Source organism: Brochothrix campestris FSL F6-1037, assembly GCF_000525915.1.
Lineage (GTDB): Bacteria > Bacillota > Bacilli > Lactobacillales > Listeriaceae > Brochothrix > Brochothrix campestris.
Genome location: NZ_AODH01000080.1, coordinates 1 through 14193, shown reverse-complemented (window position 1 = coordinate 14193; position 14193 = coordinate 1). Strand labels below are relative to the sequence as shown.

The window sequence follows — 14193 nt, the reverse complement described above, 5'->3', positions numbered from 1 at the left end:
AACATCCGATATTAATTCGTTAAAAGGGAACACCTTGTCTTCAAAAAGCAAGATAACTGAACTCAATGAAAAGATTGAAAAGTATCAACAAAAAATCAAGTTGCTTCAGACAAAAATGGTGAAATAGAGCGTGGGACTTGTGTGGGACATTCAATTTATCACAGTGGGACGTGCGTGGGACATTGTATTTTAGGAGTGGGACTTTACTCTAAATCGTGGGACTTAGCTTAAAAAGTGTGGGATTTTAGTGGGAGATAGGCTATTTTAATGAGGCACTTTTTCTGTGGTACTAAATTTCTTCAAAAACCAAGAGGCACAGCCGATTAGGAGTGATTTGCGAAGCATGAAATCACGCCGTGAGGCAAAAAACCCTTATGCTCTTTCAAAAAAAGGTCGTAATAAGTAAAATTTCGGGAGGTTGGTACTAAATGGATATTAGATTACAACGAGTTGAGCCTGATGTTGTCCATCATTTAGAGCAGCGTGCAGCGTATCTAACAGAAAAAACAGGAGTTAACTGGACGAGAAACGATTATGTGAAGCTTTTAATTGGTGAAGATTACAACAAACCATTGGAAATTTATAAGAAGAAAAAATTTGATGAAATAGTAGAAACATTATCTCAACGAATGGCTGAACAAGAAAAAACATTTCAAGAATTTATGCGAGTACAAAAACAAATGATGACGTTATTACTGTATGGAGGAGATGACGATGTTTGATTTTTTAAAGTTTAAGAGGAAAAGAAAGGATTCTTCGATTGAAAGAGAACTGAAGAACATAAAAAAAGAAATTCAAACAATAACACTCGAAGTAGAGGAACTCGTTGTTATTAATCAAACAAAATCTATCGATATGGCCATCGAAAATTTATCCGATCGCCTAAAAAAAGTGGAGGGAATATAAATGGAAGAAAAAACAAGAAAACATATTATGTTAAGTGATGAGACATTAGGTTTACTAGAAAATTATATGATAACTAATGATATTAGCCCTAAAAAGTTTTCACATACAATTGAACAAGCAATTAGAAATTTCTGTTCTTCACACGTACAAGAAAAACAAACAGCTCCTTTCGATATTGAAAAAAAGTTAAATGAAATAGCGAAGGATGTTCGCATTGGGAATATTGCAGCGCTACGTGCTTTTCATAATCTAAAAGTAGATGTGGAAGATTTATCGTTTGATATTGATAAAACACAGCTTGGCTTTTTAGCACAGAATGATTTCGATCAAGCACTACGAAAAAAACAAACGTTAGTATCTGAACGTGTGAAAAAGACACCAACTAAAACAGCCAATCCTTTTTTTGATAGGGGCTGATACGTGTGGCTAAAATTATTTTAAAATCTCAATTCACCGTATCTTCTAAACAATCCTTGTTTAATTTTGTTGATTACGTCACTCGTAATCAAGCACTGAAAGATAAAAAGAAAGAACAAACGCTCTCTGACACCGAAGAAAAAGAATTAGAACGAATGACACAGCTCTTGTCTGATTCTGAATTTTCGGTAGACGATGTTTACTCCGATTACATTGATTATATGAAACGAGAACAAGCCACACTCTCAGAAGACGACCACTATTTAAAAGGTGTTTTTTCTTCCTCTCAAACAAAAGTGAGACGAGAAGATGTACGTGAACTAAAACAAGAAATAGAAGATGTGACACGTCAATCACGAATGGGTAGTGTGATGTTTCAAGATGTTATCTCTTTTGAAAATGACTTTCTAATAGAAGAAAACATTTTAAATTCAAAAACAAATGCGTTAGATCAGGACAGACTGTATAAGGCCACTGAAAAAATGATGGGGTCGTTAAAAGAAAATGAAAAGCTACATGATACGTTTTGGTTTGCCTCCATTCATCGCAACACTGATAACATTCACCTCCATATTTGTTCGATGGAAAAAAATAATACTCGAGAGTTAAAAGAAGTAGCCGATGGTCAATTTGAAGTTAGAGGGAAACGTAAACAACGCACACTCGATAAAATGAAGCTCGCCTTCGGTCAAGAATTAACGTCACCAACGTATCGTCTCCAACTACAAACAAGCATGACAAATAATAGGGACAGTCTTTTGAAAGACCTCAAAAAGACTTACGAAACAGAAGTGTTCAGTGATAATCGTTCCTTCCTGACAGAAATAAACACACTCAAAAAAGAATTACCTGACAATAAATTCAATTGGCAATATGGAAAATTAAAACCCGATACTCAAAAAAAGAGTGGATCGTCTGACCGATGTATTAACTCAAAAGAGTCCCGAGAGAATGCGTTACACAAAAAAATGTAGATGCTTATGCTACTTATTTAAAAGAACTGTATGGCGAGAGTGCGAAGCCTGATGAATACCTTGCAAATAAAGAACAAGAAATAAAAACTCGCTTAGGAAATAACTTGCTTAATAATCTGAAAAAAAGATCATGCGGTGATTAATCATAAGGTAAAAAAAAATGTTAGATGACCTACCTGTTCATCCGAAAGAAGGGCGAGATAAGAAAGAAATTCAAAAAAAAGAGACACCTAAAATAGAGGCACGACCAAAAGCCTCACCTTATCACTCAAGAAAAAACATGGCCATTATCAAAAAGAACCTTGTCCATGACTATGATATGAAAAGAGCTGAAAATGATTATGAACAAACACAATATCGCATTGCTGCTGCACAACAAAGACAGTCTTACGATTACCACCATTAAAAAAATCCAACTGATTATTTGTACCTTTCTTGCTTTAGTTGTGGCCAACTTCTCATTTCAAATCGTGAAATATCTGAGTGAGTATGACACCATAACACAAACACCTGCGACCAATCACACGGTCACTTTGTCTGTGACGACACTTCTTATGAGTGGTCTTGTTAGCCCTTTTATTGAAGAAACGGTGTTCAGAGGCATCTTGTTGAATTACTTCTCAACGTATTATCTTAAAACAAGTGTGATTGTTTTAAGTTTAATCTTTGCCAGTTTACATCTCGATTGGTTTTTTTATCCGTACTTTTTTTCAAGTCTTATTTTGTCGTATGCCTATTTAAAATCAGGTAAAGACTTAAAAATATCATTTATAGTCCATGCACTTTACAACTGTAGTTGTTTACTCCTCATTTACCTTAATTAAAGGTGAATATGCAATAATCGTCTCTTTTATGTGTTTGAGAGAGCGATTCTAAGGCACTTATCTTTCTTATAGAAGGTAAGTGTCTTTTAATGTATCTAAAAATAATAAGAAAAGGTTGTGTTAATTATGAAAGTTATTCTCGCAGAAAAACCGAAGCAAGCGCAGGTCTATGCAAAAGCCTTAGCGAAGACGACACCAAAGAAAATAAACAATGCGTACTTTAAAGTCACGTCAGATATTTTAGGAGATGTTATTGTCACATGGGGTATTGGCCATCTTGTTAGTCTATCCTTACCACCAAAATACGATGATAAGTACAAACGCTTTGTAATGAGTAACTATCCTTTTTTACCTGACAGACTTTTATATGAGGCCACTCAATCCACACTCTCACAATTTAAGAACGTCAAACAGCTACTAGAAGATGCGACAGAAATCATTATTGCTACCGATCCTGATCGAGAAGGCGAAAATATTGCGTATAACATTTTTAAGAAGTGTCATTCAAAAGTAATGGCCGTTCCGATGAAACGTTTATGGATTAATTCTATGGAAGAAAATGAAGTTCGAAAAGGTTTTTCAAATTTAAAAGAGGCCAGAGAAACCGTCAAATTTTATGAAGAAGCTAATGCTCGACAGATTGCAGATTATTTAGTTGGCATGAATTTTAGTGGTTTTTTCACAGATAAATTACAAAAAGCAGGGGTGCAAGGGATGTTTTCAATTGGCCGAGTACAAACACCTGTGAATACCATCATCGTGGAAAATGACAAATCCATTGCACACTTTAAGCCACAACCCTTTCAAACGCTAGAAGTTCAAACCACACAAACAACACCTTTAGTTATATTCAAAAACAAACAGGACTATTTTGATAGAGAAGAATTAAAGGCCTTACTCCATGAAAAAAATATGGCTTCTGCGACGACAGGTCTTATCACAAAAAAAGAAATCATCAACAAAAAGACAGAAAGTCCTAAGTTGTTTTCATTAGGAGGCATACAAAAATATGCGAGTGCTAAATGGAAGTACAGTCCAAAAATCACATTAGATACGATTCAATCTCTCTACAATAATGGGTACTTATCTTATCCACGAACAGATAGTGATTTAATTACCACGAGTGAGTTTGCCTACCTCAAAGAAAATTTAGAAGATATGAAGGCTTTATTAAATACAACGATTAACACTCCTCAAACAGAACCGAGAACACGTTACGTGAACAATGCAAAGGTGTTAGAACATTATGCGATTATCCCAACACAGAAATTACCGCTGTTAAATAAGCTCTCCGAAAAAAGAAAAAAAACATTTACGAAAGTATCTTAAAACACACACTCATGATGTTCATGGGTGATTTTTTGTATGAGCAAACAAATTTAACGTTAGAAGTGAACGGACTCAGTTTTAACGCTTCAGGTAATGTGCCTATGGAAAAGGGATGGAAAGCATTAACTAGTGATGAATCAAAAAAGGAAAAGAGTGGCACAGATCTATTACCGTCAGTTTGTGAAGGTGAAACACTCGCTATAAAACTGAGTGTGAAAGACAAGCAGACCAAACCGCCTAAACGATTAACAGATGGCATCTTAGTCGGGAAAGGGGGTGTTATGGATAAGTTAGGATTAGGGACTCCTGCGACACGTTCTTCATGTGTTGAAACATTAATCGCTCGAGAATATATAACCTCTGAGAAAGCCGAATTGTTTCCAACAGAAAAAGGAAAGTTACTTTACGAACTCACAAAAGAAACGTTATTAGGAAAGCCTGAACTCACGGCAAATTGGGAGAAATACCTGCATAGTATCTCAGCAGGTAAAGGATCAAGAGACGTATTTATCTCAAATATTAAGACCTTCATCTCAGAAGTCATTGAGCAGCAGAAACAAACAGACCTACCAAGTCAACTGCTTGAAGAAACAAAAAACATGCACAAATTAACCGTGGGGTCGTATCAAATCGAAGAAAAAGGCAAAGTGTTTGAAATCACACAGACCGACAATCAGACGACTTTTGTTGTTTTTAAAACAATCGCTTCAAAAAAAATAACTTTAAAAACGGTTGAAACCTTATTAACTAAGAAAAAAACAGCCATTATGAAGGGATTTATATCGGCTAAAACAAAGAAAAACTTCAATGCAGGTCTCACCCTATCTAGCGACAATAAAGTAAGTTTCTATTTCAAATAATACGAAAAGGAGAGGATGAAATGTCCGATTACAGTAGTGCGAAAGGTTTTTATTATTTAATTAATGGACAGAATGAAAAAGAAGAACTGAGCAGTGAATTAAATCAACATATCAAAGAACTATCGTATGAAACACCTTTCGAGTGTGACGAATTACCGAGTCATACGCATCGTTTCAGTGCGACTGGCCGTTATAATTTCGAACTGAATTTAAACGCACTGAATGAAGAACTGAGTCAGTATTTACCCTCCGATGCACACGATGTTATTTTTGAATATCAGGATGACTCTTGGAACGTGACGGAATCGTTTAATGTCGATGAAGTTTATAGCCTGAGAAAAGGACTCTTAGAAAGTATCGATCACGTTTCAGATGAGACGTCCCTGTTCATACAAAGGGAACGCTGTCTCAAACAAACACAAGATATAGCGGTGAATCCGTTACTCGCACACACTAGTTATCAAAAGACCAACGAACTAGACTTTGATTAGAAAGGAATGAACTCCAATGGGATACTATGACAGCTCGTTTATGACCGTTTTTGAATACGAAAGAGGCCATAACATTGCACAAAAATTATTTATTGTCGGTGAACGTCAAGATAATGAAGAAAAATTTGTCGTTGTGGATGTTGATTTAGAAGATGAAAAAGAAATTCCTGAAATGATAAAGATGACCGAGAAACATGCCTCTCAACTCATTGAGGATTGGAACGCAGATGGACTGAAACTCTATATTAAGGATGATGTTATTCCTATGTATAAAGATGATTTGGATGCTTCTCTTTCAAAACTACTGGACAACATCAGCGAACAAACCATTAAAGCGGAAGGCTACCAAGCTAAGAAACAAGAGCTAGACATGTAACGGCTATACCAAACGTTCGATTTAACTCGTCAAAAAAATAAAGAAAAAGCCCCTTTCATCTGAGAGGGGCTTTTTTTAGGAGGAATTATTAATGACCTTAACACAAACTGAAATCAAGGAATTAAACCTTACGACACCTGAATCCATTGATCGAGTACAAAGACTGAGAGCAGCCATTGCACTCCGAAAAGAAAGGTCTACTGTACAGCACGAGACGATGACAGAGCAGCCACAAGTACCGCCTCAGTTAACTGATTATGATAGAAAACGAGAACACTATAAAGCGCATCTCATTGACTTGTTAGAAGAATGTCCTGAGAATGCCGAAGGATCACCTTATGAAGTCATTTATCAGTTAGATGAAATCACTGTTTATGGCGGATATGAAGGCGGAATCAGAAGTACAGACCATAACTTTTTATTGAAAGATGGGGTCTCTTGGGAAGATGTTTTAGAGATGGGAACATTGTCTGTTCCTGAAACAAATTCTTATATTAGTAACGAGACATTGCCTCAATTTGAAGAACTTGGATGGTCAAAAATGCCGTTGACTCATAATCATATCGTTAATTCTAAAAACGAGCCTTCTGTGTCAGCAGAAGAACTCGATAAACAATTAAATAAACTCGTCACTGCCATCCAAGAACCTGAAATGATGGTTAAATCTTATGACTATGACATGTAAGTCAACTTCTGAAGGACTCTTTCTGAGTCCTTTCTTTATCTTAAACAAAGGATGTGTCACTCATGGAAACCAATAGACGTAGCTATCTCTCGATAGATGATTTATTTGAAGCTCTTAATGCCAAAGATAGAGGCCGTTACATTGTGATGGACTGTCCCTGTTGCGAAGTTAAGAATGCAGCATTCAGCTACAAGAAAAATTTGAACTTTATCTCCTGTAATAGACAGAACGAATGTGGCGAAACAACGCTTGTTACATTTGAAAAAGAAATCGACTCGAGTAAAATAAAACTTGAAGAAGATACGCATACGACACCTTTATCTGTTGAAAAAACAAAAAAGAAATAACGCTTTTGTCATCACAACTACAACATCTCGTATCCAATGTACGAATCGATCATGAAGTTTGTAAAACATACCGTGGCCTCTCACAAGTAAATTATAGCGACTATTTGATTAAAACACCCAATAATCAATTAGGCCTTTCTCTTGCTGAAAAATTGCCACATATCTTTGAAAACTATGATACACCTTCGAAGAAAAAGTTGTTAGAAAATAGAGATGTTATCATTCCTTATTTTGATGAGACTAACAAAGTGGATCGTCTATTATTACGGTCATCTCAGCCACTTAAAGGGGCTATAAAAGAGATTAACGTCCTTGTACAAGATAATAAGAGAGATGCCAAAGATTACCATCTTTCACTCTCTAAAGATGCCTCACGTACAGATAACCCTATTATCCTTGCAGAAACGATTATTGATGGCTTATCTTTACGTGAAATTGATAAAAATTGTGAATTTATTGCGGTGTCAGGTGTTAATCACATGAGACAGGCCATGAGCTATGTCTCAGAGAACAAAGAACAGTTCAAAGAGCGGTCATTTATCATCGCAATGGACAATGACCGTGCAGGAGAAGTAGCCACTCAAAAGTGGGAAACGTTGTTAACTCAATTAGACCTTACAAACACTCGTTTTGAGTACCCTGAAGGCGATCAGCATGATTTAAATGACCTCCTGACCAACAACAAAGCAGCATTAATAGACAGTTATTCATCATCCATCCATAAAAATAAATCTAGGCATTATCAAGATAAACTGGATAAGTTAGTCGACAGTGTGAGTCTTTCACCCGAAGTGAACAAAGAAATTGAAATATAAAAAGAAGCCTTTACTTTGTTTGATTCATTTGATAGAAAATGTGATACTAATAATAGATAAAGAAATACACGTGGTTAGGCACGTTATCAACTCGTACTTAAAGCTAGATTTAATGGCTAGCAAGGTTGGCAGACAACATAAAAATCTGTACTTAAAGCTAGATTTAACGGCTAGCAAGGTTGGCGAGCAACATAAAAACCTAAATTTAATTAAGTACTTAACAGTGCTTATTGTATGATTCATTTGTTTATAAATGTTATAATAAATAAAGAAATACACGTGGTTAGGCACGTTATCAACTCGTAATTAGAGCTAGATTTGATGGCAAGCATGTTGGCAAGCAACAAAAAAAACTTGTAACTAGAGCTAGATTTGATGGCTAGCGTGGTTGGCGAGCAACGAAAAAACCTAACAAGAAAGAACACTAGGAAAGTATAGTGTTCTTTTATAGACATGTTATTAGTGTCATGTTACAATTTATTTAGAGTTAAAAGCGGTGACTCCCTACCATTGCCTATTCACTTAGGATTGAATGTGGAAATTAAAAAAGCGGTGACTCCCTACCATTGCCTATTCACTTAGGATTGAATGTGGAAATTAAAAAAGTTTAGAAGCGTATTAATTACGCTTCTTTTTTTAGGAGTTGATTTTGAAATGAAATTAGTTAAAATACAATCGGATTTTATCAATCAATTACGCTCTATAGATTCTAAAGTACGTACAAAGAAAGAACGACCGTACATTGGTATTGTTTTAAAAGTAAACAATCTCGATTATTTTGCACCGCTAGCTTCTCCCAAACCTAAACACAAAACTATGAAATCGAACATAGACCTAATCAAAATTGACAAAGGCAACTTAGGAGTTATTGACCTAGAAAATATGATCCCAATCCCATCTTCTGAAGTTATTCATTTTGATTTTAATGATTGCAATGAAAAAGAACGTACCCTTTTAACTAATCAACACAGAGAAATTAGTAAAATTGAAAAAACTATTCATGAAAACAGTAACAAAGTATATACTTATTGTGAAAATAAAAAAGAACCTTTTTACTCTCGATGTGTCAATTTCAAAAAAATAGAAGATGTAGTGTTAGAAAACTATTCTATAACTGAAAATGAAAAAAAATTATGAAGAAAGTATAAAGGGGCTTCTCAAAAGTATGAGTTCCTCAATTAACATACATGAATCGATTGATGAAAGAAAGAATGAACTAGAAAGATAAACGAAAAAAAAGAGGCAACAGTATTGTGTTCATAAAAACAGAAAGAATTTGAAGAACCTACGATTTAATGGTATAGTTTAATTCGATAGATATGTGGCTAGACACATTTTAAAAAATCTGATACTTACTAGACTTTGGGTGCTAGTAGTTGGCAGACAACCTAATAACCTAGAAAGAATACTATATTTTCATAGTATTCTTTTTCTTTTATGAAGTTGATAAAAGAAATATCGTTTGTGTAGTGAACCCCCAAAGTTAGACTTTATTCGGAGTTCACTACATTATTAAGTTAGTTATCCGCTTTTAATGGAGGTTGTTAAATTGACAACATGGATTAATAGATATATTGAATCAGATAGACAAAATAAACAGTACAATCAGAAAAAAAAGGATGGAAATATATGTAATGTTAAGAAACAAATCGAAAATTGGATAATTTCGAATAGTTATACTGACTATTTATCAGATCCACTTGGTATTAATCTGACAGAGTTGAATAAGTTAGTGGTTGACAGAGATATTAATAATCCGAATACAACTCAATTACAAAAGGATACACAGGATAAAGTGTGGGAATTCGAACAAGAAATTTGGGGAAAAGCTTTTAAAGAACCCGCATCATCAATGAAAACTGTTGTTCATGATAAAAGCAAAAAGTATCTCTGGGTAACTTTTAGGGAAGATGGGATGGTTATCGCCGTTGGGGAAACAAGTATGAAGTCGGGTGATTTGCTAAAATACAGTGGACTACATCATTCATCTATTGGAGATATACGTATCATACTACATCAATTGATGGAAAATGAAGAAAAAAAACTATTGGATAAATTACTTAAAAATCTGTATTCGTATGCCGCATACGCCTTAGTTATTGCTATTAAGTCAATTCCTCCATCAAATACAACTGTAAAAAAGTTAGAAACTGAACTAGGTGAATACCTAATTAATAATGGAATTAATATCTTAAATCGTTATTCTCACCTTAATTAAAAAAGTATATAAGCTCCATAATGACATGTAAACAGAGGCAAAAACATTAATATTTACTAGGAATTTCAGATAGTTGCACCTTCTTTTTTAATCGGCTATAATAAAGGTATACAAAAAGACACCAGCTATAACTGGTGTCCGTGTAGAACCGTTTAAGACGGTGGCTATATTTTTATAATTTACTTAAAGTAACCTAAAACTCGCCAAAGTTTTCGACGGTTACTTTTTTTTGTCTAATTTAATGAGTACAACAATCAACGTCAACAATGAAATGATAAACATTCCAAAGCCAAACATTAACTGTAGCGACTCAAAAACAGTCACAAAAAGGCTTCTCCTTTCAAAGAATGAGTGCTTATTCTCATAAGCATCACCACCTTTCGGGATAGCCACCGTCTTCCACTTCTCTACTATTTGATTATATCATAACTAGAACATCATAATTAAATAAAAAGATAAGCCAGAAACAGAGGCAAAAACGATTGTTTTTGCCTCTGTTTTCGTACTTTTTTTAATTTCATCTGTTTGTTGATATATCTGCATTCTTAATCACGTTATTTTTGCCAAAAATATAGGCAAAAATAAATTGTACTTAACTGCTGTTTTTGCTATGATAGACGCAGTAAGGGGATGTTATTATGGAATTCATTTATGGTTATGCTCGTGTCAGCACTCAATCTCAAGAATTAAATCGCCAACTTGATCTGATCAAAGAAAAATATACCTGTAACGAACTTTTTGTAGAAAAGATGTCCGGGAAGAAATCGTCTCGCCCTGCTCTCGATAAATTAAAAAATGTGGTTCGTGAAGGTGATTCAGTGGTTGTTGAAAGTTGGAGTCGATTAGGACGTTCTACCAAAGATTTATTTGAACTCATGGACTTCTTCAAAGCGAAAAAAGTGCGCGTGGTTAGCCTCAAAGAAAATTTCGACACAGAAACACCACAGGGAAGACTTGCAGTGGGATTATTCCAACTTGTGAATGAGTTTGAGGTCGAATTGACGCGTCAACGAGTAAATGAAGGTCTTGCTAGTGCTAGAGCTAGAGGACGGATTGGTGGCCGTCCAAAAATAAGTTCGAAAAAAATAGAACATGCACTGAGTTTATATGACACAAAAAAATATTCTATTAAGGAAATTAAAGAAATGACAACCGTTAGTTCTCGAACCTTATACAGATATATTAACATACGAAAGAAGGAGACATTGTAATTGTTTGAAAAATGAAAGAGGTTTGAAATGAGTATTTATGGTTATGCAAGGGTGAGTACACGAGAACAAAATTTAGATTCTCAAATATATGCATTAAAAGCATATGGATGTGATTATATATATAAAGAAGTACAGAGTGGCAGTCTATCCAAAAGAAACGAACTAGAAAAAGTGATTGACAAGCTTAAAAAAGGAGATACATTAGTCATATTTAAGTTGGATCGATTATCAAGAGGGACACATCATTTATTAGAATTGATGGAGTTTTTCAAATCTAATGATATTAAGTTCGTAAGTATTCAAAATAATATTGATACTTCCACTTCAATGGGAATGTTCTTCTTCACTATTATGGGGGCATTTGCTGAGATGGAACGAGAACTTATTAGAGAACGAGTCTACGCTGGTATCGCAGCTGCGAGGATTAATGGAAAAAATCTTGGAAGGCCCCCTATAAATAAAAATAAAGAATTAGTTATAGAATTATATACATCCACAGATTTATCTATTTCATATATTGCTAGAAAAGCAGAAGTATCAAGGGCGACAGTCTATCGTTATCTTCGAAAGGAAGCGATACCTTTGAAAACAAAACTTTTTCATAAAAAATGTTTAGTTTTTCAAAAAAAGGGGTAGTCTTAATATAAGCGTATCAAACGCTGGTCAAAAAACACTTAAGGAAAGGCAACTTTTGATATTTTAAAAAAGGCATTTTATGATAATATTGTTTTTGTGAGATTGAGAACAGGTGTATCGTAAACAATTGTTTACGATACAGTCTTTTCTTAAAAATCGAAGTGAGTAGCATCACTGATATATCAGAGTTTAACCAGCAAGTGAGTACATAATAAACAGGTGTATCGTAAACAATTGTTTACGATACAGTTTTTTTTTTTAATACGAAAGGGGGATGAGAGTGTCTCATGTTTAGCGAATATCAACAATTCAATATAATTTTAAGATATAAAAAAAGACTGTATCATAAATACTGTACTGTCCCTCAAAATTGGACAAAAAAAAAAGATGGAAAGTTACCTGTGTGTTCTTTTTACTGAAGAAATCCCCACTATAATAGAAATGAAAAGTAGTCCAGTGTTACTATTTAATGAAAATATGACTGTTTTAAAAAAAAGAAGATGGATATAGCGTAGGTAAGCACTGGAAAGATGGCATTCAATGGGAAATTCATATTACTCCTTCCAAAGAAATTATAACAATAATCACGGATGTATTAACGTCTGAAAATGAATTGTTTATAAGTATCATGGAAAAATATCCCATGCTTAAAGAAATTTCAACAGTCTATAAAACGGAATGTTGGATAAAAAACGATAATTTTATAATGTAAATCAAAACTCTTGAAAGGATGTGTTTACCGTGTAAGTAATAGCGTGTAAATTATTGAGTTTCAATTAAAGACTCACGTGGTTCAGATCGTCAATCATGGTCTCTAACAGTTAAACAAGATGGCGATTTCACAACTGGTGCGGATGAAACTGCACATACACTAAAAGGTGCAGAGTTAACATACTCAAACTTATTCTTTGCTCAGGTTGCCGGTGCACCTACAGCATCAGCTGGTGCTATTGTATTAGGTGCAGATGCACAAGAAATTGCATCTGCTGATGCCGAAACAGGATCAAATCAATGGTCTTTAGGATTAGGTACCCTTCAAGTTACTGAAGATGAAGCTCCTAGCCAAACAAATGGTGTTACACTAACTGTACCTAAAGGAACAGTTAAGAACACAGCAACATACAATACTAGCGTTACATATGAATTAACAGCAGACGCAACTAAATAAGAGTATCTTGAAATAACCTTATTTTCATCATATATAAAAAAAACGGATTGTTACCGACAATCCGTTTTTTTCTCAGAAAGAGGGATAAATTTTTATGAAAAAGAAGCTACTATTATTTATGTCACTATGTTTGCTTTCTTTGACAGTTCTCATCCCAAAAGTAAATGCGGATGCGAATACTTTTTCAATTACACCTTTAACTCCTGAAACAAACGAGCCTCAAAGTAGTTATTACGATTTAAAAGTGTCTCCAAACGAAAGAATGAAGTTAACTATAAGAGTATTTAATAGCTCAGATGAAGATATTCACGTAAAAGTTGAAGCCAATGATGGAAGTACCAATAATAATGGGATTACTTCATACTTAGGTGGTAAGAAGAGAGACAAATCACTGACCTTAGGATTTTCAGACATTGCTAAAATTAATGATAAAGACGTCGTTATTCCAAAAAATGGAAAAAAAGATGTATCTGTGTCTCTCAATATCCCATCTACAAAGTTTGATGGTGTTATTTTGGGTGGAATACGCGTGAGTTCCCTCGATCAGAAAAAAGAAGATAAAGAAAAAGCAGCAGTCACTAACAACATTGCTTATACAATTGGTGTTGTGTTAAGTCAATCGGAGAAAAAAATAGACCCTGATATGCAGTTTTTAAGTGTTATAACAGAACAGAGAAATTACCGTAACTATATAAGCGCTCAGTTACAGAACCCAAAACCTAGAATAATAAAAAAATTGGAAGTAACTGCCAAAGTTACAAAAATAGGTTTTAAAGAAGTCCCAAACGAACTTACTTTCGAATCGACTAGACTAAGCGGAGATTTAAGCGAAGTATTAGTTAACCGTGTAGAACCTGATTGGAAAATCCTCGTTACTGATTTGAGAGGAACTAACCTTTCAACAGCAACATCAGAAAAACCGGACCGTAGTAATTG

At 34.5% G+C, this 14193-nt stretch carries 20 protein-coding genes; 19 read left to right on the top strand and 1 reads right to left on the bottom strand.

What is annotated here, in order from left to right; genetic code table 11:
• The first annotated feature begins 428 nt into the window (after nucleotides 1-428).
• From BCAMP_RS11900 to BCAMP_RS11835, 15 genes are all read left to right on the top strand, one after another.
• Entirely contained in the window at nucleotides 429-722 is a 294-nt protein-coding gene (locus BCAMP_RS11900; protein WP_035315842.1) for a hypothetical protein, read from the top strand.
• Nucleotides 715-906, top strand: a complete 192-nt coding sequence (locus BCAMP_RS11895) for a hypothetical protein (RefSeq protein WP_035315841.1) — start codon at nucleotides 715-717, stop codon at nucleotides 904-906. The genes BCAMP_RS11900 and BCAMP_RS11895 overlap by 8 nt, the downstream gene beginning before the upstream one ends.
• Entirely contained in the window at nucleotides 907-1323 is a 417-nt protein-coding gene (locus BCAMP_RS11890) for a hypothetical protein (protein ID WP_035315840.1), read from the top strand.
• 5 nt (nucleotides 1324-1328) lie between these two features.
• On the top strand, nucleotides 1329-2297 hold the full coding sequence (gene mobP2 / locus BCAMP_RS11885; RefSeq protein ID WP_035315839.1) for a MobP2 family relaxase: 969 nt from the start codon (nucleotides 1329-1331) through the stop codon (nucleotides 2295-2297).
• A gap of 160 nt (nucleotides 2298-2457) precedes the next feature.
• The gene (locus BCAMP_RS14060) at nucleotides 2458-2703 is read left to right on the top strand and encodes a hypothetical protein (RefSeq protein ID WP_035315837.1); all 246 of its coding nucleotides are present in this window, start codon (nucleotides 2458-2460) and stop codon (nucleotides 2701-2703) included.
• Entirely contained in the window at nucleotides 2633-3121 is a 489-nt protein-coding gene (locus BCAMP_RS15150) for a CPBP family intramembrane glutamic endopeptidase (RefSeq protein WP_084038864.1), read from the top strand. Before BCAMP_RS14060 ends, BCAMP_RS15150 begins: the two co-directional genes overlap by 71 nt.
• 126 nt (nucleotides 3122-3247) lie before the next feature.
• Entirely contained in the window at nucleotides 3248-4450 is a 1203-nt protein-coding gene (locus tag BCAMP_RS12825; RefSeq protein WP_051457090.1) for a DNA topoisomerase, read from the top strand.
• A gap of 32 nt (nucleotides 4451-4482) precedes the next feature.
• Nucleotides 4483-5310: a type IA DNA topoisomerase gene (locus BCAMP_RS12820; protein WP_198015796.1), complete on the top strand. Its 828-nt coding sequence runs from the start codon at nucleotides 4483-4485 to the stop codon at nucleotides 5308-5310.
• A gap of 20 nt (nucleotides 5311-5330) precedes the next feature.
• Nucleotides 5331-5801: a hypothetical protein gene (locus tag BCAMP_RS11870; protein ID WP_035315836.1), complete on the top strand. Its 471-nt coding sequence runs from the start codon at nucleotides 5331-5333 to the stop codon at nucleotides 5799-5801.
• A 16-nt stretch (nucleotides 5802-5817) separates the two neighbouring features.
• Nucleotides 5818-6177, top strand: a complete 360-nt coding sequence (locus tag BCAMP_RS11865) for a hypothetical protein (protein WP_035315835.1) — start codon at nucleotides 5818-5820, stop codon at nucleotides 6175-6177.
• Nucleotides 6178-6268: 91 nt separating this feature from the next.
• Complete coding sequence (locus BCAMP_RS14055) at nucleotides 6269-6862, top strand: hypothetical protein (RefSeq protein ID WP_198015795.1); 594 nt, start codon at nucleotides 6269-6271, stop codon at nucleotides 6860-6862.
• A 62-nt stretch (nucleotides 6863-6924) separates the two neighbouring features.
• Nucleotides 6925-7209, top strand: a complete 285-nt coding sequence (locus BCAMP_RS11855) for a hypothetical protein (protein ID WP_035315834.1) — start codon at nucleotides 6925-6927, stop codon at nucleotides 7207-7209.
• A 5-nt stretch (nucleotides 7210-7214) separates the two neighbouring features.
• The gene (locus BCAMP_RS11850) at nucleotides 7215-8024 is read left to right on the top strand and encodes a toprim domain-containing protein (RefSeq protein ID WP_035315833.1); all 810 of its coding nucleotides are present in this window, start codon (nucleotides 7215-7217) and stop codon (nucleotides 8022-8024) included.
• Between the two features lie 654 nt (nucleotides 8025-8678).
• A complete protein-coding gene (locus BCAMP_RS11840) occupies nucleotides 8679-9161 on the top strand; it encodes a type III toxin-antitoxin system ToxN/AbiQ family toxin (protein WP_035315830.1) in 483 nt (160 codons plus the stop codon).
• 412 nt (nucleotides 9162-9573) lie between these two features.
• The gene (locus tag BCAMP_RS11835; protein WP_035315829.1) at nucleotides 9574-10242 is read left to right on the top strand and encodes a hypothetical protein; all 669 of its coding nucleotides are present in this window, start codon (nucleotides 9574-9576) and stop codon (nucleotides 10240-10242) included.
• A gap of 219 nt (nucleotides 10243-10461) precedes the next feature.
• Here BCAMP_RS11835 and BCAMP_RS15145 read toward each other — a convergent pair whose 3' ends face one another.
• A complete protein-coding gene (locus tag BCAMP_RS15145; protein WP_035315828.1) occupies nucleotides 10462-10566 on the bottom strand; it encodes a putative holin-like toxin in 105 nt (34 codons plus the stop codon).
• Between the two features lie 314 nt (nucleotides 10567-10880).
• Between BCAMP_RS15145 and BCAMP_RS11825 the strand changes: the two genes are divergently transcribed.
• The 4 genes from BCAMP_RS11825 to BCAMP_RS11815 form a co-directional block, all read left to right on the top strand.
• A complete protein-coding gene (locus BCAMP_RS11825; protein WP_035315827.1) occupies nucleotides 10881-11453 on the top strand; it encodes a recombinase family protein in 573 nt (190 codons plus the stop codon).
• A 27-nt stretch (nucleotides 11454-11480) separates the two neighbouring features.
• Nucleotides 11481-12089: a recombinase family protein gene (locus BCAMP_RS11820; RefSeq protein WP_051457088.1), complete on the top strand. Its 609-nt coding sequence runs from the start codon at nucleotides 11481-11483 to the stop codon at nucleotides 12087-12089.
• A gap of 775 nt (nucleotides 12090-12864) precedes the next feature.
• Nucleotides 12865-13257 carry a WxL domain-containing protein gene (locus tag BCAMP_RS15140; RefSeq protein WP_084038866.1) on the top strand — a complete coding sequence of 131 codons (393 nt, stop codon included), beginning with the start codon at nucleotides 12865-12867 and terminating at the stop codon, nucleotides 13255-13257.
• Nucleotides 13258-13351: 94 nt separating this feature from the next.
• Nucleotides 13352-14193 (top strand): DUF916 domain-containing protein (locus BCAMP_RS11815; RefSeq protein ID WP_035315826.1); only part of this gene is annotated, 842 nt, incomplete at its 3' end.